The following is a 19228-nucleotide window of genomic DNA, read 5'->3' on the forward strand; positions in this document are numbered from 1 at the left end:
GAAACCATCACCGTAGAGCATTCGATTACCCGACTCGAATCAGCGTTATCGACCCGCTCGATTCACTAACCTCAACACACTTCCACACCCCAGTATCGCACGAAATACATGATCCTTCACCGATTGCGTGTTTGCTCGCACCCCAGTTAATATGGGACCGTGGACCAATCTTTGGTCCATCCAAACTTGAAATTTCACCTTCGTCGAATTTCAGAATCGACATCGCCGAACCGCCAACCTGCCGTGTATCGTTCATTGTCAGCTTGACTGCGTTCGCCCAGTAAATCTCGTGGTCCGGCCCAGTTGAGTCTGGTGCTCGATCTGGTCTATGGATGCGGATAGAAAGCGGAACAGGAATATCTACTCCGATGATGATCGCCTCGCCGGGGCCGAGCGTTGGAAGAAAAGCGGCGGCAGATTTATCAATCTCTCCTGATGCACTTTCAACTACGCTCCGATCACGATCATTGATAAGTCGATGCACGATCAGTGTTCCCATTTGACTCAAGACATCATCTGGAATATCTCTTGGGCGTTGTGTCGCTATGCATATGTTCAGGCCATGCTTTCGACCTTCTTTTGCGATCAAACCGAATGCTTCCAACTCAACCTTGCACGAATCATCTCCTATAGTCTTGTTCAGGAATTGATGTGCCTCATCAACGATGACAAGCACTGGACTTTGCTTAAATGCTCCTGATCTAGCCATGTCTAGCAGGTGACGCCCGATGGCATTTGCAACAATTTCTCTTGCATTGTGGCCAAACGAAACATTTTGCAGGGATAGTCGCAGTACCGACTTTGAGCTATCAGAAACGAACTCTTCAATGACTTTCGGTACGGTTGACGCACCACTCGGTGAAAAAACACAACTCAGGTGCCTGGATTTAATCACGCTGTCAATTCGAAGCTGAAGCGATATGACATAAGCCGTTTCGCCACTTGCATTGCCCCACCGTGAAGAATCTGGATTCGCTGCGGTTCCGCCATTTGGCCAAACGCATTCTTCAGCGATCTGTTGTGACAGGGCACCGATTGCAAAGTCTACTGATTGACTCTCGATAACTTGAATATGCTTCTGGTATCCGGCAAAGATCGGGGCTTTCGAAGCGTTTGACTTAACAATATTGCCAAACTGATTCGCTAGAGAAGGCTCTAGTTTCGCTAGCTTCAAACTTCGAATCGCTTCTCGAAGTTTTGGCCCTTGCGATTGCCCACTTGGTGTGAAAATGCCAAATAGATCGATCTCTGAAAGCTCTGTGTAGGGGAAGTCTACACACTCAGCCCCCGCAGGGCGTACTGAACCGGTGCCAACAGACTTGTGAACAACATTCGCCCCTTCAAGCGTATAGAATTCACCAGTCGCATCAAGGACAATCACCTTCGAACGATACTTCATCGCCTGTTCGATAAGTCGTGCAACTGTCCAACTCTTTCCTCCCCCCGTAGCACCAAGAATGGCACAATGACGCCCAAACAACTGCTTTGGGGTCATGGATACCATCGCATTGCTTGCATCTGGCAATGAGCCCATCTCAAAGCAAACATCTTCTCCTGAGTGTAGTCGATTACCTTCTGATGCAATCCAACGAACATAGTCTGGATGTGCAGAATAAACACGACTCCCGAGTCTGGGATATCGAGAAACGCCAGATTGCACACTTCGGCGAGATATATCAAGAGTGGCAAGAAGTTGGATAGTACCCACTGGATGAATCTCTGGCTGTTTGCCGAGTTCTTCTTCAACACTCAGTCGTTCTTTTTCCGGTAATCGCACTTCCAGAATTCTTCCGAGCAATGCTAATTCATCGCATTCAATTAGAACGAATTCGCCAACTTCGCCACCGCCTACCCTGATTCCATGATGCAACTTCCCTCCCGCTTTACCAGCAAGTGGTAGATTTGCACGAACGGATGAAGGGCTTACATTTGAAATCGTCCCCATCTGCCTTTCGGCATCGAACGGATAAGGTGGTCGCAATGTCATTTTTGCATTTTCCGTAATCGTTGTTGATGTCGTTCGTGTTCGGTCTCCTCAACAAGATCCGGTATCATTCGGACAAAGTTCTCAAACGCCGCTGAAACAAGTGTGATTCGTGAATCACCGTTGGATATCAGATCGCTCAGCACAGATGATGCAGCACTTGGATTTTGTTGAATAAACGGATCTACAACAACTACTCGCAGTCCCACGTTGGATCTTACGGCTGAGAGAATTGGTTCAGTGATATGCTTGTCATTAAACCCAAACCCAACGATGAGAAGTGAAGTTTTTGACTGCCGAATCGCTGATTGGAATCGTGACATTACTTCAAAAAACGGCTGCTCATAGGATGACTCAAACTTACTGTGTCTTGGATAGATCAGTACTGGATTGGTGGCGTCTAGCCGTTTACAAATGCGTTCGCCGGTCCATTGCCAATCAATCGAGCCGTGGAGTTTGTGCAATTGAAAGACGTTCGGGATAAATGAAGTAGCAGAACCGTCGTCTTCCCGACGTACGAAATCGTAGGAGTAATGTTCTCCGTCAAACTCTTGAGGCATTGTGTGAGAAAAGCCATCGACAACGACCATGTGAATACGACTGGCCGCAGTCTCAAAACAGAGATCATAGTTGGTCGTAAACAGCTTCGTCCTTGGGGCACTTGATGGCCGACGTGCTATTCGACGCAGAAATGCCTCGTGAATTGGTAATGTCACATCGTTCTTTACAAAGCTAACAAGGCGTGCGATTGTCTTCTCGGCCTTACCAATGAAATCCTTGACCTTCTCCGATTCCTGAAAAGCTTGGGCAGTTTGGCAACGAGACAGAAGTAATTCAATGTTCTCGTCAGTAGCATTGTGATGGACAAGTTTGAGCGTCGCATCAAACTTGGACGCACCGACCGTGTTCTTCACAGCATTCCATAGATCTCCCATACTCGGTGCCAGTTTTTTTCCGGCACCGTCTTTCACGCAAAGCGATGTCCCCAATCCTGTTAAGACAACTAGGTTATCACTACGAAGGAACTCAACCAATTCTTGGTGTAACGCATCTTTGCAGTGTTTGTGTCCCTCTTCTTCGCTTGGAAACACATCGACCCAAGCACCATTGGTGAAACGGGCAAGGGAACGGATCGGGGGCAATTTGTCTGTTGTCACAATCTACTCCGTTTTCACCGTGTACTGAGCCGCCAAACCACTTAGGGTCTGCGATTCGTTGACGGCTGTGTGAGGGACGAGAATGTAGCACCAAGGTTTGCTGGCGACCGTGGTGGCGTGTTTGCACCATTGAGCGGCGGCAAGGGCTTTGGCTTGGATTTCTTCTACCTCGACTTCATTCTCTGCTTTGGGTTCGCAAAGGTAATACGCTTGTGATGTTTCTGCTACGAAATCAGGCTCGTAGTTGGCTTCGCCGCTGTAGTGGATCTGAAACGTGCCTTTGTTGGGCTTGACCCATTTGAGTACCGCTTTGTCGTTTTCCAAGATCACTGCAAAGCGTCGTTCCGTATCTGAGTCAAATTTCTGAACAGGGAACAAGCACTTGTCAAAACCGCCAAAGAGCATGGAACGAATGTTCTTCTTTGCATCTACTGGTTGCCGGTATGGTCGTGGTTCCTCGCCGTCCGGTGCGTTAAAGGCACTTGGCTTCAAGGTCTCGAAGCCTTTACTAATGTGAACTTCGTAGTCCGTTGCCTCTTCAAAGTAATGCTCTTGCATCTGAGCATGGATCAATCGGACATACGTCTGATTAAACGCCAATAGTACATTGCGAACATCGTTGTCGTCCTTAAGGTAGGTTCGAAGCTTTGCAATCAGTTGACCACATAGCTTATAAAGCAGCTTGGCGTCTTCATCGTAACTGATGTCGTTGTAGTCGATCAGCCCTCGTACCAAGTAGTCCTCCATCCGTGCCTCCATGTCGGCAGCGAGATAGGCTAACCGATACTGCTTATTCTCACGCAACGTCTGGATGAGAATGTCATTATCAACCGGCTTTTGATTGATACTGGATACGTCGAGATCAAAATCACGGTAACCGCAGGTCCGCTCTCCTGAAGGAACAACAACTATGCGCGGTATGTCGATAGACAGGTTTACATAGACTTCGGTTGTCTTGGCTACCACATACTCCAGCTTTTCATCGGTGAGCGTATCATCCAAGTCTGCAAATTGTAACTGCGGAACCCTAGTGATCTCCCTAACGCGCTCAACAATCTTTTGTCGCACTTCAGGAGAATTAAGGTCCGCTGAGCGAGGTAAGCGTTCGAACTCTCTTTGGATTACTTCTAACGTTTTCTTGGCCGCATCGATTTCACGATCATCTGTAAAGAGGTGCTTCTGCTTCTTGGTATCCGATCCGGTGCCCGTTTGACCGGTGATAATGGACAGGGCGGATGGTACAACCTCCACGACCTTGGACTTTTTCTCCGGTATGTCCTTACCAATGACAACACCCGTTACGAGAATCGAATCGCCTCGATTAGCCTCGTCCACGATCTCTTGGAACTTGTCGTGAGCCACGATGGTCAATCGATCCACGGCTTCGTTGCCAGTTCGCTTCCCATACGGTAAACGCAATCCACGTCCAATCGACTGCTCAACAAGGGTCCGAGAATCCGCCTTGCGAAGCGGAATAATCGTATAAAGATTGGTCACGTCCCAGCCTTCTTTCAGCATGTTGACGTGGACTACGATTTCGACCGGATTTGCAGGATCTTCCACCGTTAGCAACTGCTCAACGACTTCGTCTTTCTCTTCGCCTTTGGTCTGAGAGTGAACCGTAATGACTTTTCCTTTGTACGCTCCATCAAAGAATTCGTCAGACTCAATGGTCTTAACCAAGGCGTTGGCATGTTCCGTATCCTTTGCCACAACCAATACAAACGGCTTGACTCTCTTGCGGCTGTTCTCTCGTGCGTAAACTTCAAGCTGAACTTTAGTCTCTTCGTGAACTCGGATGCCATCTTCCAATTTAAGCTTTTCCAAAGCATCTTCATCGAATCCAGCAGCATTGAAATTCTCACGAGTTGCGACCGCTGGTTGCTTGATGAAGCCATCGGTCAAGGCAGATGCTAGAGGGTAGCTGTAGATGCAATTCTTGAATGCTTCCGACTTGGCACCTTTCTCAACCTGCGGTGTAGCGGTTAGCTCCAGTCCTAAAATTGGTTTCAATTCATTGATCGCTTTGATTCCTGCACTAGCTCGGTAACGGTGCGATTCGTCCATCAACAGGACAAGATCATCAAGCCCCGCCAAATACTCGAAGTAACTGTCACCAATGTACTCGTTCAGTCGCTTGATTCTTGGCGAGTTTCCACCTCGAACTTCAGACGTGATCTTGGCAATGTTGAAGATGTTGATGTGAACCGCTGCATCCTCAAAAAGGGAATACTGCACGTCCCGATTGGAAATAGTCTCCTTGCGAACTCCAACCCCGGTCTCGTAGTTGTCGCTGGTAATAATCTGGGGAGGATTGGTTGCGAATTCGTGTATGCCCTGAAAAACATACTTGGGCGTTCCGGGGGTGAAGTCTGCTATCAGTTTGCGATAGATCGTTAAGTTGGGAGCGAGCACAAAGAAGTGTTGAACCTTTTCTGCCCGATGCAGGTAAGAAATAAAGGCTCCCATCAATCGAGTCTTGCCAACGCCTGTCGCAATGGCAAAGCAGAGCGATGGAAAGTCACGTTCAAAATCTTCGACCGATGGAAACGTTGACTTAATAAGCTCAAGCTGCTTTTGCAGATCTGCGTTCTTGTCTAATTCGATGATCTCGCAAACTTTGGCGAGGATTTCCAATGAGTCCCGTTGTGGTTGCCGCAGACTCAATCGGTTAGAGATGGCGTTTACATGTTGATTCATAGGGATTTTAACCACTGATAGTACGAATACCACGAATAATGAACAGACTGAAGTGTTCCCGTTTCAACGTACGATCCGTTCATACTGTAATTTGGGATGTTGTCCGAAGTTGACGAGTAATCCGAGTCGAAAGCCTGTTGCCTTGAGATAATTGTGAACCTGTGCTCGATGCTCGTTGGTCAGTTCTTTGACAGCCTTGATTTCAACGATGATCGAATCGAAACAGATAAAGTCAGGGATATAAACGGACTCGAGCTTTTTGCGTTTATAGTGTAGGTTCAACTCTTTTTGTGCGACGTTTGGTACAGACTGAAGCTCAAATTCGATCTGTAAACACTCTTGGTAAACGGCTTCGAGGAAACCGCAACCAAGCTCGTTGTAAACCTCGAAGCATGATCCTACGATCTTGTAGCTTTCCTCTTTGAACAATACTTCAGTCATTTTGGATATCTCCCGATAAAGTCATGAATAACCTTTAACCACGAATCAAACGAATCACACGAATAAGAGCAGCACTTGAAGAACTCAATGGGGATGGAACAGGAAAGTTTTCCCCACAAACCACGAGGGTTCGATGATACCTGTTGTCGTTTGGGTTTTCATTCGTGTCATTCGTTCGATTCGTGGTTTCATGTCCGATAACTCCTTTGCCGCAAGCTCCCGATTTCCTTCGGTTTCAACTATCCGGAATTTCCGGATAGTTGCCTCATGCATCATCCTCCCAACCGAACAACATTGGTTGTTGCGCCAACGTCAACCGAATGTTGGGGTGATTTAATGGGTGCATTTTGAATAACTCCAGCTGATGTCAGGAACACAGGATAACCACGAATCACACGAATAAGAGCAGCATTTGAAGAACTCAATGGACGATGAAAAGGGATAGTTTTCCCCGCAAGCCACGAGGGTTCGATGATACTCTTTGTCGTTTGGGTTTTCATTCGTGTCATTCGTTCGATTCGTGGTTTCATGTCCGATCACTCTTTCGCGGCAGCCTCCCGATTTCCTTCGGATTGAACTATTCGGAATTTCCGAATAGTTGCCTCATGCGTCCTCCTCCAAACCGAATAGCATCGGCTGTTGGGACATAGCTTTTCGAGCCTGTCGTTTTGACTTGGGTTGATCCTTGATAACTTGCGTGAACTCGTCCGAGGACCGTTCTGGAGCAGCGGGAAGAGCTTTGATTTCAAGGCTGTAATCATCCTTGCCCCATTCGCATTTGGACATGACAGCCAATGGAATTTTCTTGAGCGTGAGATTGGGGAAGTCATCTAGCTTCTTCACACGGTAAGCGGAGCAGCAGATTAGTAAGGATCTCTGGCTACCAACCTCGTCGCTCAGCTTTTGTAGTTGTTCACGAGAGAGCGTTTGCGTCGTGACGAAGATGAAGTCCGATTCAGTGGAATGCCCGTGTTGCCAGTAGATGGTCTCGTTCGGAGCGTAAGTAAACCCTTCTAACTTGCAAACCGCTTCGGCGAGCATCGCAGCGTTGTACTTTTTGTTGATGATCCAATTGCCGAATTCATCTTGTTCAAGTAGCGAAGGGGCGAGTTTGTAATAGCGGAATCCGCCTCCGCCTTTCCAATCACAAGCCTCCGATACCCCGCCTTTATCTTCGCCCGTCGATGACTTTCTTCAAGCGTGGAATAACGTGAGTGTGGCAATGCTCACCAAGTTCGACCATGATCCATTTGCGACCCATCTTGTGGGCAACAGCACCAGTAGTTCCCGAGCCAGCGAAAGAGTCTAGGACGAGATCGCCGGACTGAGTGGCGATTTGAATTATCTTTCTGAGCAGTTTCTCGGGCTTCGGAGTCGAAAAAACATCACTAACGTTCAGTGCGATCATTTCCCGTTTTGCGTCTTGATTGTCCCCTGAGTCCTCACGCAGCCAAAGTGTGTCGGGAACAATCCCTGTTCCGACTTTATGCAAGAACGATTTCAATCTAGGTTTATCCTTTTCTTGGTTTTCTCCCCACCAAATGAGGTTATCCCTAACGTGCTCCTCATGCCGCTTTTGATCATACGCCCAAACTCTAGTTTCACTTGGGAAGACCAATTGATTTGTTTTCGGATGTCGTATTCCGTAGTAAAGATTTGGACGCTCTGACCTTGTTTTTGCACATGTGTAAACAACTGATTGCCATACGCCTCGATAGTCGTTATCGATATTTTTGTATCCTTTTAGTTGTTCTTCGCCACGCTCGACTTGATTCGGTTTCCATGCATCTTTTGCTTTCGCATAAATCAGTATGTGGTCATGGCTGATGCTAAGCCATTTCGCATCGTTCTGTTTGGAGTATTTCTTTTGCCAAACAGCATTGGCTATAAAGTTCCCTCGACCAAAGACTTCATCGCAAAGTACTTTAAGGTAATGGGCTTCATTGTCATCGATGGTTATCCAAATTGAACCATCGTTAGACATCATACGCTTGAGAATCTCCAAGCGGTCACGCATTAGCCCAAGCCAAAGCGAGTGTTCTAGACCATCATCATAGTGCTCGAACGCAGATCCTGTATTATAGGGAGGATCAATAAACACACATTTAACTCTTCCAGTGAATTCCTGCTCCAACGCCTTCAACGCAAGCAAGTTATCGCCAAAGATCAAACGATTATCGAAGATATCGTTTTCGCTGACTCGATGCGGAGCGTGATACGACTTCTCGGGATCTTCGAGAAGTATGCGTGGTTCCAAACGTGGTCGGTTCTCTTTCCCGATCCACGTCAGTTCTAGTTTTTGCTTCTTCATTTCATTCCGTTTCTAAAGTGCAGATCATTATTGAACCACGAATCATGCGAATCGCACGAATAAGAATCCGATCTCTTCATTCGTGTGATTCGTTCGATTCGTGGTTGTTTAGTCGATCCTCCAAAAACCAAAAGAAGGCATGAGTGTCCACGAGAACTCTCATCGCATGTACTCCGTAAAATCTTGCAAGTGATCTTCGTCGTCGGAAACGACCGTGATCATTCCTTTACCGAGCCCTGGGATGCGAGGGGACTTGGTCGTTGGCGTATTGAGAACTAGCTTCGCAATAGGGACGTTGTTATCAGTAATAATCAACTCATCGCCAGAATGTAGCTCACTTAGCAACGCCCGAAGTCGTTGCTCAGCTTCCTCAAGTGTTATGGTATGGGTCATCTCAAACAGCCTTATCTCGTGGAATGAACACCAGCAACCTCCGTAACGACGTCCTGGAATCCGTAGGTTTCGAAAATAAAAGAAGCCGCCCAAGTACCGCATACCTGCTGGTTGGCAGTAGAGGCGGGGCGGCTGTAACACGATTAAGCTCGAAACGAGCAATGTTCGAAAAAATATCTCGCCTTTCAGGCACGTCATTCCAAAGGCACATGACCTGTCGAAAGAGCGGTGCGGCGAGTGTGTTAATCGCAGTATCGGCTGTGCATTGACCAAAATCAAGAGGAATCGATTGAGAACATTTGCCGGATTGCCCGTTACCCGAGCCATGTCGGTAGTTTAAGCCGAATTTTCCACGGTTTGGGCTTTGGGCAATAACCCGAAGGATCGTATCGAATCGTGTTATCGATCTCTTCATTCGTGTGATTGGTTCGATTCGTGGTTTATCTACTCCCCCGAGCGTCATTTGCACCCCTCCACAGTCCAGCGAATGGCGAACAACGACGATAGCGACTGCTGTTGTCGCAGTTGCCCCTCGATCTGCTGAATCAGCTCGTCACGGCGACTATCGATCTCATCCTGAGCTTCGTAAAGCCTCTTGCGTCTCTCTTTGCGATTCGATTCCAACGTCTTGATGTTCTTCTGTGCTTCTAGTTTATCTGCCAACGAGCCAGCCAACGAAGCAGATTTGCGAGCTTCACGGATCTCTTTGTCAAGTTCCTTGATCTCCCGCTCCAGTCCTTGCTTTAGGTCATCGGACCAGTGGTCTAGCTTCTGCACCTCTTCGTCGAAGTGCTTCATATTACGTTGTTCTACCTCTTTGACACGTTTGGTCACTTCCAAAGTACGATTGCCGGAAAAATCTGGAACTTGTTCGTTTAGCTCAGCGGAAACTTTTGCAGGTAGGAAAAGAAGCTTGGCACAGATCTCGGCGTCCAGAACCTTGCCATCGTCTGTCGTCCCCGTGAGAACGATGAATTCTTCTGTGTCCAAGGATGAAATGGTGAGCTTGGATAATTCCAGCCAACCTGACTTGCCTACTAGCGGTTCCAAAAGACTGATTACCGATCCATACGCTCCGTAGTCAAAGTTCACTGAGGCGGTTGTAAGTTGCCGATGGAGTGCTCTGTCCACTAGAGCAGATGCAAGCGGATGACCTAGACGGTAGAACGCATCGCCATTTTCATTCGCCTTTTTCCAATCAAAGTGATAGTACCCATGCTGAGCAAGAGAACCTGTGTACTCAAATCGAGGTTCATGGGAATCAAACGAAGCATCTCCGTTGAGTTCGCATCGAGTGAGATTAAACAGCCATCTCTCTCGTTCTCCGAGACTTTCCAGTGTTTTGTCTCGATGAACTCGAAGCCGGGACGCCACTTCTTCATCGAAGTTCTCAAGGAGTACTTGCCGGGTATCATCCATTCGGACTTGGATTTGGTCATCGAGTTCCGATTGCAGTTGATCGAATGCCGCCGCAATTTCGTCTGGAGTTCGACAGGTTTGATACACCGCAGCGATGCGACGTTCGATATCGACACCGGACTCTAAGGCTCCGAGCACTTGGTCACTGGCTCCAAACACGCCATCGAACAATTGAAACTTCTCGCTCAGCAATTCGAATACTCGTTCGTCAGCTTCGTTTCTTCGATTAAGAAAGTTGACTACGACCACGTCATGTTTTTGACCATAGCGGTGACATCTACCGATACGTTGTTCAATTCGCTGCGGGTTCCAAGGGAGATCGAAGTTGACGACCAAGGAACAAAATTGCAGATTGACCCCTTCGGCAGCAGCTTCGGTTGCGATGAGTATCGAAGCCCTGTCCTTGAACTCTTCCACAATGGCGGCTTTGATATCAACAGGCTTGGAGCCGCTGACACATTCTTCGCCTGCATGTCGCTTGATCCAGTCCTCATAGATTTGTTTCGACAATGGATCGGTGTTCGACCCGTTCATCAATACAAGCTGACCTGAGTAGCCATGCGACGAAAGTAGGTCGAAGAGATACGCCTGCGTTCTGCGGGACTCGGTGAAGATCACTGCTTTGCGTTCTGCACCAAGCTCACTTGCACGGTTGAATGCGATCTCTAATGCTGGCAGCAGAGCCTCCCCTTTTGCATTCGTGGTGATTCGACTCGCCAATTCAGAAAAGCTTAATAGCTCTTGTAGCTCTGCTTCTAGGGCGACGTGGTCAACTTGACCGGCTTTGGAGGTTGGCTCTTCACGTTGAATCTCTCTTTCTGGAGTAGGGGCTGGCTCGGATTCGGTGAGTGGCTCGGCAACTTCGTCGGATTCCCATTCGTCTTGAAGCTCCAAGATCGGTTCGAAGTCCGATTCGTCGAGTAGGAGAGACTCGGTGTCGATCCACCCCCTCACCCCCAGCCCCTCTCCCCCAAGGGGGCGAGGGGAGCGGAAGTTGTGCGGAGCCCCGTCCCCGAGTGGGCGAGGGGAGCTAAACATGGGCTGAGCCCCTTCCCCGAGTGGGCGAGGGGAGCCGAACTTGGGCTGAGCCCCTTCCCCGAGTGGGCGTGGGGCGATTGAAGAGCTTTGTTGTAAGTTTCGAAGCCTTTTCACCAAGCCTTGCAATGTTCCGGCGATAGCAAAGGTTGAGGATGCGAGCAGCTTTCGCAGCACTAGAGTGATGAGGTGCCGTTGGCTGGCTGGCAGCGAAACCAGATTTTCTCGTTGTAGAAATGCAGAAACGCTTTCGTACAATCGATGCTCATCGTCGCTGGGAGTAAATTCCTGCGTGATGGGAATGCGTTTGGTGTACGGGACGTATTCGATGACCTGCTTGCGAAGAGTACGAATGCAGATCGAATTCAGACGACTCCTCAATTGAGCGTTTCGCTCGGCGTCGTTCGCCGACTTCACGAATTGGTCTCGAAAGGATGCTGCGTCACCAAAAACATGTTCGTCAATGAGGCTGACTAAGCCATACAACTCCATTAATGAGTTTTGGAGTGGGGTTGCAGTTAACAACAGTTTGTGAGCAGGTCCAATGGCGTCAGCGATGCGACGAGCCATTCGATTTTGTGGCTTGAAGACGTTTCGCAGTCGATGTGCTTCGTCGATCACGACTAGATCCCATGGAACGCCGTGAACGCTAGCTGCTTTGGCGGATACGAAGTGGTAGGAGCAGATGACAATCTTGTCATCCTGCATGAACGGGGTTGGTTGCCCCTGAGAACGTAGACGATTAAAAGACGCTCCGTCCAGCACGGTGGAAGGCAGATAGAACTTTTCGTCGAGTTCCTGTTGCCATTGCTTGCGAAGCGTTGCGGGTACGATTAGTAAGATTCGTCGTTTTCGCTCAGCCCAACGTTGTGAGAGTACGATCCCCGCTTCGATAGTTTTCCCGAGTCCGACCTCGTCAGCGAGGATTGCACCTTTGGAAAGGGGAGAGCGGAGAGCGAAGAGAGCGGCGTCTACTTGGTGAGGATTCAGATCAACACGAGCGTTTGAGATCGAACGAGTCAAATTTTCAATGCTACCGCCAGCACCTTTTAGAGTGAGCAAGTGTGCCCAGTATTGGCTTTGGTACGGAGTCATTGAGCGTGATTTTTCCTTACATGGTGCTAGAGTTAGATGGCCTAAAAGTGTTGGAAGTTTACGATACTCTGATGTATCGTTCAACCAGTATCAGCCCTTCGCCCAATTGGATAAGCTGCGAAAGACAAATACGCAGCCGCGTATCTGTTCAGATTCTCAGGGCATAAAATGGGATGAAATCTTTGGTAAGGGCACACTGGGTGGTATCATATGCTTCGCTGGGATGAGCTACGAATCATATGAATATCACGAATGCAAAAACGATCCCTGGATTCCTGTCATTCATTGTATTCGTGGTTGTCGTCTAAATTCGATAATCGCCGAAGCCGTTGATAGCGAAGTTACTGATAACTTTGAAGGCGGTAGTCGTGACGGCAAAATGAAGCGAGGCAAAATGATGACTGAGGTGGTGCGGGGAGCTAGCGGGGGGGCAATGCTTGCCTCCCCGAATCTGCTGGAAATCCAATCCCGAGCTATCGAATCTCGACTTTGGCACCCTTCTTGACTCCGAGCATCATGGATGCGGAGTCGGAGATGAGACTCAGTCGGAGTGGGGAATCGTTTCCAAGAATTGCGACCAAGGTCATCTCCGGCTGTTTGTGATCTTCACCGTATATGCCAATAGTCTCAAACTCTTCATCAACCACAACCTTTGTCTCGGCGTTGTAGCCAAGTGAGGTGAGTTGAGCTTGTGTTAGATCCGTTACAAGATCTCCAGTAGATGAGATATCGACTACGCTGCCAACTAGTCTTGCTGCCACGGTTTCATTTCCAAAAATCGATAAGAAACATCTTCCTCCAGGCCAATGCTCTGTCCGAAAACAGGGAGGCACAAAACGCTAGCATTCTAACAGGATACGGGAACTGTCGCACCTAGGGGAGAAATTTTCGCCGCATTTCCATTAACTATTCCTAGCTCCATCCGCCCCGATGATCCGAACAACGTGGCGATGGGGCGGGTCATGGAGAACCGAGTTCAAGATACTGGGAGATGGCTTCTCGCAATTGAATATAAGCCGCATCGTTCGCGCCCACAAAAACGCGACGCACGATCCCCTCTTTGTCGATGACAACCGTGTAAGGTATCGCGGAGGCCCCGTATGCTTTCGAGATCTCAGCCCGAGGATCGAGTAAACATTGCTCGGTAATACCAAGCACAATGGAGGTCCCGCGAACAACATTGGCTTCTTCGTCTACGTTGATGGCAAAGAAATCAAATGGATCCGCTTCAAAGTCCTTGGCGATCCCTTGAATCACCGGCATGCTCTTTCGACACGGGCCACACCAACTGGCCCAGAAGTCCAGAACAACCACTCGCCCTTTCATCGAGGAAAGCTTGATAGCACTACCATCCAGTTTCCGAAGGGTAAAATCAGGCGCTGGTTTACCGACTAGCTCGGCATCTTCCCCAGTCGCCGCATTAGCTTCCTCTGAAACGAACTTGGGATCCACGGCATGCCGTAATTTCCATTTCGCGAATCGACTGACGCTGCGGGCTTGCTCGATCTCCTGTCCGAATAGAATACGAACAACATCATCGATCGGAATCCGACACTCCCCCAAGAGTGGATGTACACCAAAGAGTATCCCTTGTTCAATACGACGGGGAATCACACTCACCGTCGAGCCACGCCTAAGAATCAATTGGCACGCGGGACTACTTGTTTCCATCGAATCCAAGCCCGAAGGGGGCGAGTCTTCCGCTGAGTCGGGAGGCGAGTCTTCGGAGCCCTGTAGTGGGGGAGCCGGATCAAGCCAAATTACCTCAGCGACATTCTTCATCCAGATCTCTCGCTCCTCGTCCCTTACCGAAATGCGAATCAGATCTTCGTCGATGTAGATAACGTTGCCTCGAATGATGTCTCCATCGCGAGATACGACTAAGTGTGTAGGGGGGGACTGGCGGGACATACGCGGGACGGTGAGAAGCCGATTCAATACTATCGGATCGACCCGATCTGTTCCGGTATAGACGAGCTGTCGTACCCCCTTTAACTCGGAAGCGGCCAATTGAGCTCGACCAAATAGCTCTGAGTTAAAGGTAACCATGCCATCTTCCAATCGCTCTAGAGCTCCGGGCAAACTATCGCCATTGAGAAGAAAAAACGCGGGTTCACCTTGGTCCAAAGATCTCCCGTACGTATCAGTTCGCAAGGACAGGTTTCGCCTTTCTCCCTCGAAAGCCTGCGAGTCCAAACCCGGCCTTACCATATCCAACGTACCAGTCATCATGGGATTAAGGATCATCTCGCGATCCAAACTCAGCGGTCTCCACGCCCATCCTGCCCCCTCACTGTCTGTATCTTCCTCCTCCTTGGGAACTAAGAAACCGTTTGAGTAAACCGCGTCACTAACGAGTCTCATAGGAATCGGTTTTCCATCGTCGCGTGAGGCAACTTTTGTGGTACTAGTGAATTGCACCGACGCGATATCCGGCAAAAGAAACCGTATCGGAGAAGGCAAAGTGCTTGACATTAGCATCAAGCTATCTCCCATCTGTTCCATGCTACTACCAAGGAACCGTTCACCACCCAAGGTTAGAACGAGGCACGATTCGCGTTTCTCTGGTAGTTGCTTTGAGTCAAACTCGATTCGATCCACATCACTCAACACAAATGGTGTTCTGCCTCCGTCCGTCTCGCTCCAAATCGAACCTTGCTCTCCCTCGAACTTTAAAACTCCGAGACTCATTCTTCCATCAGAAAATAATATCTTCGCAGCGCGATCGCTTCCAGAAGATCCCTCGGTCTTGGCTTCTCGATTCTCAATCCCAGTCTCAATCCAAGATAGTCGAGACAGCGAGAACATCGATCTCGTGACATTTAACTCGCGGAGTATCATTCCTCCCGATGCGTCGTTCGTAATCTGAAATCGAACGGGACCGGCTTGTCGAGTCGCATTGGAATCCGGCTTGAACGATGCTGAGATCTCACCGATCGCACGCCCATTCTGTTCCAGTCGGAACTGACCGTTCTCCCAATCGCATAGCAGCTTGAGCCTAATTGACTCGAGATTCTGCGACGGAATCAAAACCGTAGCGATATCCGCAGAAGCCTCTTCCTCGAACAATAAGCTAACCGACAAATCGTCTCTTTGTTCAAGTTTCCTCACTCGCAACTCAAGCTTAGGGAAACTGTTGCCGACGGTTAAAGTCCAGTTCGGGTTCGAGTGGGTCCATGCGACATCGATATCAATCGCCGCAAGCGAAGGTAGCATTGAGACTTGTGAGATGGTCGTGCCTGCAATGACGGTTTCGATGGAACCAACCTTGGCTGTCCAACTCGGTGGGAGATCATCTCTGGGAACAGGCAAGATTTGCTTCCACTCGTTCGGGTACAAACGGCCCCCCTCGTGAGAAGCGTGATGGACCTTGAGAATCGCTCGAACTTGATCCCATTTCCATTCCGCCGTTTCAAAACGGTCGCTTTTGAGAACGAGCGTCCCTCGATCTGTTTGCTCTAGCTGCCCCGTGATACTATCACCGTTTTCAAACTCGACTACGTAAAGAGCTGGTCCATTAGGAGGAGAAGTTTCGGGGCTGGTTGACCGTGCACTGTCGCGAGCAAAGGAAATGGAATCGATTACATCCCAGGGAACAAGCATCGGCTCCAAGAACGCATTGCATTTCCATAGGAGATGCTTCGCATTGGCAGCCGGGGTGTTTGTTTTCGTATCGTTGGGCTTTAACGGCTCCTCTGAAAATTCACCTTGATACGCATCCCCGTCATGGAAGCGTAGAGTGCCCTGCGCACAAGCCGATTTACTCAGGCTCATCGCGATCGTCGCGCATCCCAGCAAAAAAATGATCAAACGTTTCGACATCATCGGGTGTTTACTTGTTACCTGTAACTTATCGCTCATAGATAGGTAGAAATCGGAAATTCAATGCGAGCGACAATAGCGACATCGAAGTCGCAACTTGAGGCCCAAAACCACCATCGAAACGTCCATCCGGTTTTTGGGATTGTTTCAGCTCGTTGATCAATTGCTTGTTCCATTTTTCCCAAGCTTCCGTGTCAGCCTGAAAAAGTGCTTGAGCTTTGTAGTAAGACGTATACTCAGCGTAGTGTTCCCCCATCTTGACTCCGCCGCGAGACTTTAGGAATTCCGCGCAAGCCTTGAACTCAGCGAGTTCCTTTTGGCCAGAAATGGCATAAACCAATGCTGCGATCGAAACACGAGCTTGCGATTCATCGTAGCCACCCAGTCCCCCAGCATAGGCGACTTGCCCACTCTTTGAAGTCATGCTTTTGAAGTAGCTAATGGCTTTGTCGATGTTCTTATCGGGAACCTCGATGCCCGCATTGCGAGCCGCCAACAGCGAAACCAAAATCGCTCCGGAAACCGAAGTGTCCGCATCGGTCGAACTCGGCCCGTACCGCCAACCACCAACACTATTGCGATCTTGACTGGTTAACGATGTGCGAATTGCTAACTCCAACGCTTCACCTAGTGTACGCCGTCGATTCGCCGGCACGTCGGAATCGAGCCATAGCTGTTTGTCATCTACCGCTCCATAAGCCTCAGCCAGTGCCAACGTCGCAAAACCGTGATGGTACATGCTCCCGCCCAAGTAACCTGTCTCGGGATCTTGTTGCTGAATCAAATTCTGAAGCGCCTTGCGAACTTGCAAGCTGTGGAGCCCATGATTCGGGTCTTCGCCATAGGCTAAAAAGGCCATGGTGGCGAGCCCGGTGACACCTGGTCCTGGGTTACTGGGTGATTCCCATGATCCGTTGGCCCCCTGGTTTGCGATCAACCAACCGAGCCCTTTTTCGTAAATCTCCCGAACCTCGCGAGAAACTCCCTGCCCCTGCACCGCACCCTCTCGCCAGGGCTGCCCCTGCGCGTGACCAACACTCGATGGAATCACAACACTTAAGGTGATTGCAAACAATGACAACACTAACAATCGACGAACGACCAAAACGCGCTCCGTTTTCAGAAAGCGGCAAACTTGCCCAACGAGAATCGAAAATGGTTTCATCTGGCCGGCCTCAAAATCTCTACAGGCATCAACCTCGCGGGTACTGCCAAATTCACCGCTGGGATGTCTGGCATTGCTGCTTGCTCTCTTGCCTCGACTGAAGATTTGAGCCTTGCTCGCTGGCCATCTGTCAATCCAATGCTCTGATCAGGATTCTCTTGAAGGAGTCTTTGCAATTTAGCTAACGTGGTCACCAGCGCATCGGGATGCTCGGAAAAATGTTTTTCTAGCAGCGAATCCAATGCGGTTCGTTGCTCCGTGGTTAGTCCGACTGCACGTTGTGCGAGCAATAGAACTCGATACTTAGCGACTGCCCATTCTCTCACCTGAGTCCTGGCCTGATCTGCTAGCAACTTCTCGCGCTGTTCGAGAGTCAAGGTTGCCATGAGAGTCTTATACCAAACCGTCGACTCGCTTACCTTGGGTTCGTTGTGATACTCCATCACTTTTGACCACGCCTGCGTGAAGATCGTCTGTTTGACCGCAGGTTCGGTGGTAGGGGTAATCTCACTGAGCAAAGCCGTGATTCGAGACTCCCATCGTGCGATTTCGATCTCGACGGCACTCTGGACTTTTGCCATTTGCTCGTCGGTCAATTGACAAGTTTGATGGATCTGGTCGATATTTCGCTGAATCAACTCTTTGGTGCTGCGTCGAAACGCTTGTTTAGATCCCCCCAGAGTTCCATAAAGCAACTCTTCCAACTGGTCGCGATCCAATCGACCGTGGATGGAATCCCGACCACCTCCCATTCCCATATTGAGCCTCGCATCCACTTCCCTTTGTAGCATTCCTCTCTGCCGGACCACACGCAGCATGACTTCATCCTGTGCATTAATTTGAACTTGAGCCTGAGACTGTTCACAAGTCCATACACTCGTAACCCCAGCAACGATTGCATATAACAAGATGGGTCGCATACGTTTTTGCCTATGCTGCGAGGCTTGATTGGTATTTCTCATGGCCTTGGCTCCTCGTTCTCCTTCGGATCGGCTGCATCTGGCTTTTCGGATTGTAGGAGCTTGATCGACGCATCGCTCGATTTGCCACCAAGGGAGAACCGAGTCGATAAGGACAATCGAGGAAACACATCCGGCACAGGTGTATTCTTTTCGGTTGGAGATCGCACGCTGAGCGCGTTTCTTTGAGCTGGAGTGATAATGTCCTCAAGCCACTTTTGATTCATCTCGGGGAGAAGTGTTTCATTGACGAAAGTCGCTTCTACCGAACGGTACCAACGATCTTTCCAGCGTTCCCGGAGAACTTTCTCGACTTCATCCGTTTGACTGGCTGATAGGGACAGTTTTCGTTGCAGCCATGTGAGCATGCGAGCGATCAACGCCTCGCGACGCAACTCCTGGCGATTGTCCAACTCGGCGGTGTACAGAGCGAGTTGTTCAGCGGACAACACCTCCTTGCACCAACCCATGACAGACCGCTCGACCAATCCATCGAAATCTATGCTGCCGTGCACGTGCTGTTGAACGCGGCGGGTGACTTCTCTAAGACTCGCTGCTTCCCAATTGGCTTCTATTACGTCAACCAACTGTTGAGCTTGAAGCTCCGTTGGCTTGGCAACTATATCTACGACTTCTAACTCGTTTTTAATCAAGCCGCGAATCTGTTCTTGATAAGGAACCAATACTTGGGGATCGATTTGGATTGGTCGCACAGGGATAAAGGCTTGCCCGTACGATGGTAAACCT

Annotated in this window: 13 protein-coding genes; all 13 read right to left on the bottom strand. The window is 49.3% G+C overall.

Annotation, left to right across the window (positions count from 1 at the left end; genetic code table 11):
- Nucleotides 1–25: 25 nt before the first annotated feature.
- Nucleotides 26–1987 carry an ATP-binding protein gene (locus SH449x_RS07455; protein ID WP_482380702.1) on the bottom strand — a complete coding sequence of 654 codons (1962 nt, stop codon included), beginning with the start codon at nucleotides 1985–1987 and terminating at the stop codon, nucleotides 26–28.
- Entirely contained in the window at nucleotides 1984–3141 is a 1158-nt protein-coding gene (locus tag SH449x_RS07460; protein ID WP_482380703.1) for an SIR2 family protein, read from the bottom strand. The genes SH449x_RS07455 and SH449x_RS07460 overlap by 4 nt, the downstream gene beginning before the upstream one ends.
- A 3-nt stretch (nucleotides 3142–3144) precedes the next feature.
- Nucleotides 3145–5841, bottom strand: a complete 2697-nt coding sequence (locus SH449x_RS07465; protein ID WP_482380704.1) for a DEAD/DEAH box helicase — start codon at nucleotides 5839–5841, stop codon at nucleotides 3145–3147.
- Nucleotides 5842–5904: 63 nt separating this feature from the next.
- Nucleotides 5905–6282 carry a GxxExxY protein gene (locus SH449x_RS07470; RefSeq protein WP_482380705.1) on the bottom strand — a complete coding sequence of 126 codons (378 nt, stop codon included), beginning with the start codon at nucleotides 6280–6282 and terminating at the stop codon, nucleotides 5905–5907.
- Between the two features lie 603 nt (nucleotides 6283–6885).
- Complete coding sequence (locus SH449x_RS07475) at nucleotides 6886–7323, bottom strand: hypothetical protein (protein ID WP_482380706.1); 438 nt, start codon at nucleotides 7321–7323, stop codon at nucleotides 6886–6888.
- 127 nt (nucleotides 7324–7450) lie between these two features.
- Complete coding sequence (locus SH449x_RS07480; RefSeq protein WP_482380707.1) at nucleotides 7451–8593, bottom strand: site-specific DNA-methyltransferase; 1143 nt, start codon at nucleotides 8591–8593, stop codon at nucleotides 7451–7453.
- Nucleotides 8594–8752: 159 nt separating this feature from the next.
- Complete coding sequence (locus SH449x_RS07485) at nucleotides 8753–8986, bottom strand: type II toxin-antitoxin system Phd/YefM family antitoxin (RefSeq protein WP_482380708.1); 234 nt, start codon at nucleotides 8984–8986, stop codon at nucleotides 8753–8755.
- Nucleotides 8987–9445: 459 nt separating this feature from the next.
- A complete protein-coding gene (locus SH449x_RS07490; protein ID WP_482380709.1) occupies nucleotides 9446–12535 on the bottom strand; it encodes an SNF2-related protein in 3090 nt (1029 codons plus the stop codon).
- A gap of 473 nt (nucleotides 12536–13008) precedes the next feature.
- Entirely contained in the window at nucleotides 13009–13296 is a 288-nt protein-coding gene (locus tag SH449x_RS07495) for an SAM hydroxide adenosyltransferase (RefSeq protein ID WP_482380710.1), read from the bottom strand.
- Between the two features lie 199 nt (nucleotides 13297–13495).
- The gene (locus SH449x_RS07500; protein ID WP_482380711.1) at nucleotides 13496–16360 is read right to left on the bottom strand and encodes a TlpA family protein disulfide reductase; all 2865 of its coding nucleotides are present in this window, start codon (nucleotides 16358–16360) and stop codon (nucleotides 13496–13498) included.
- Between the two features lie 25 nt (nucleotides 16361–16385).
- Nucleotides 16386–17522 carry a squalene--hopene cyclase gene (locus SH449x_RS07505; RefSeq protein ID WP_482380712.1) on the bottom strand — a complete coding sequence of 379 codons (1137 nt, stop codon included), beginning with the start codon at nucleotides 17520–17522 and terminating at the stop codon, nucleotides 16386–16388.
- Nucleotides 17519–18484 carry a hypothetical protein gene (locus tag SH449x_RS07510; RefSeq protein WP_482380713.1) on the bottom strand — a complete coding sequence of 322 codons (966 nt, stop codon included), beginning with the start codon at nucleotides 18482–18484 and terminating at the stop codon, nucleotides 17519–17521. Before SH449x_RS07510 ends, SH449x_RS07505 begins: the two co-directional genes overlap by 4 nt.
- Entirely contained in the window at nucleotides 18481–19194 is a 714-nt protein-coding gene (locus SH449x_RS07515; protein WP_482380714.1) for a hypothetical protein, read from the bottom strand. Before SH449x_RS07515 ends, SH449x_RS07510 begins: the two co-directional genes overlap by 4 nt.
- Between the last annotated feature and the right edge of the window lie 34 nt (nucleotides 19195–19228).

It is taken from the genome of Brakhagea baltica (assembly GCF_052161605.1).
Classification (GTDB): domain Bacteria; phylum Planctomycetota; class Planctomycetia; order Pirellulales; family Pirellulaceae; genus JBKCUI01.

Coding starts and splice junctions, on each gene's coding strand:
- SH449x_RS07505 (WP_482380712.1), bottom strand. CDS start 17,522: ATGAAACCATTTTCGATTCTCGTTGGGCAAGTTTGCCGCTTTCTGAAA.
- SH449x_RS07500 (WP_482380711.1), bottom strand. CDS start 16,360: ATGATGTCGAAACGTTTGATCATTTTTTTGCTGGGATGCGCGACGATC.
- SH449x_RS07490 (WP_482380709.1), bottom strand. CDS start 12,535: ATGACTCCGTACCAAAGCCAATACTGGGCACACTTGCTCACTCTAAAA.
- SH449x_RS07485 (WP_482380708.1), bottom strand. CDS start 8,986: ATGACCCATACCATAACACTTGAGGAAGCTGAGCAACGACTTCGGGCG.
- SH449x_RS07465 (WP_482380704.1), bottom strand. CDS start 5,841: ATGAATCAACATGTAAACGCCATCTCTAACCGATTGAGTCTGCGGCAA.
- SH449x_RS07455 (WP_482380702.1), bottom strand. CDS start 1,987: ATGACATTGCGACCACCTTATCCGTTCGATGCCGAAAGGCAGATGGGG.
- SH449x_RS07470 (WP_482380705.1), bottom strand. CDS start 6,282: ATGACTGAAGTATTGTTCAAAGAGGAAAGCTACAAGATCGTAGGATCA.
- SH449x_RS07480 (WP_482380707.1), bottom strand. CDS start 8,593: ATGAAGAAGCAAAAACTAGAACTGACGTGGATCGGGAAAGAGAACCGA.
- SH449x_RS07510 (WP_482380713.1), bottom strand. CDS start 18,484: ATGAGAAATACCAATCAAGCCTCGCAGCATAGGCAAAAACGTATGCGA.
- SH449x_RS07475 (WP_482380706.1), bottom strand. CDS start 7,323: ATGCTCGCCGAAGCGGTTTGCAAGTTAGAAGGGTTTACTTACGCTCCG.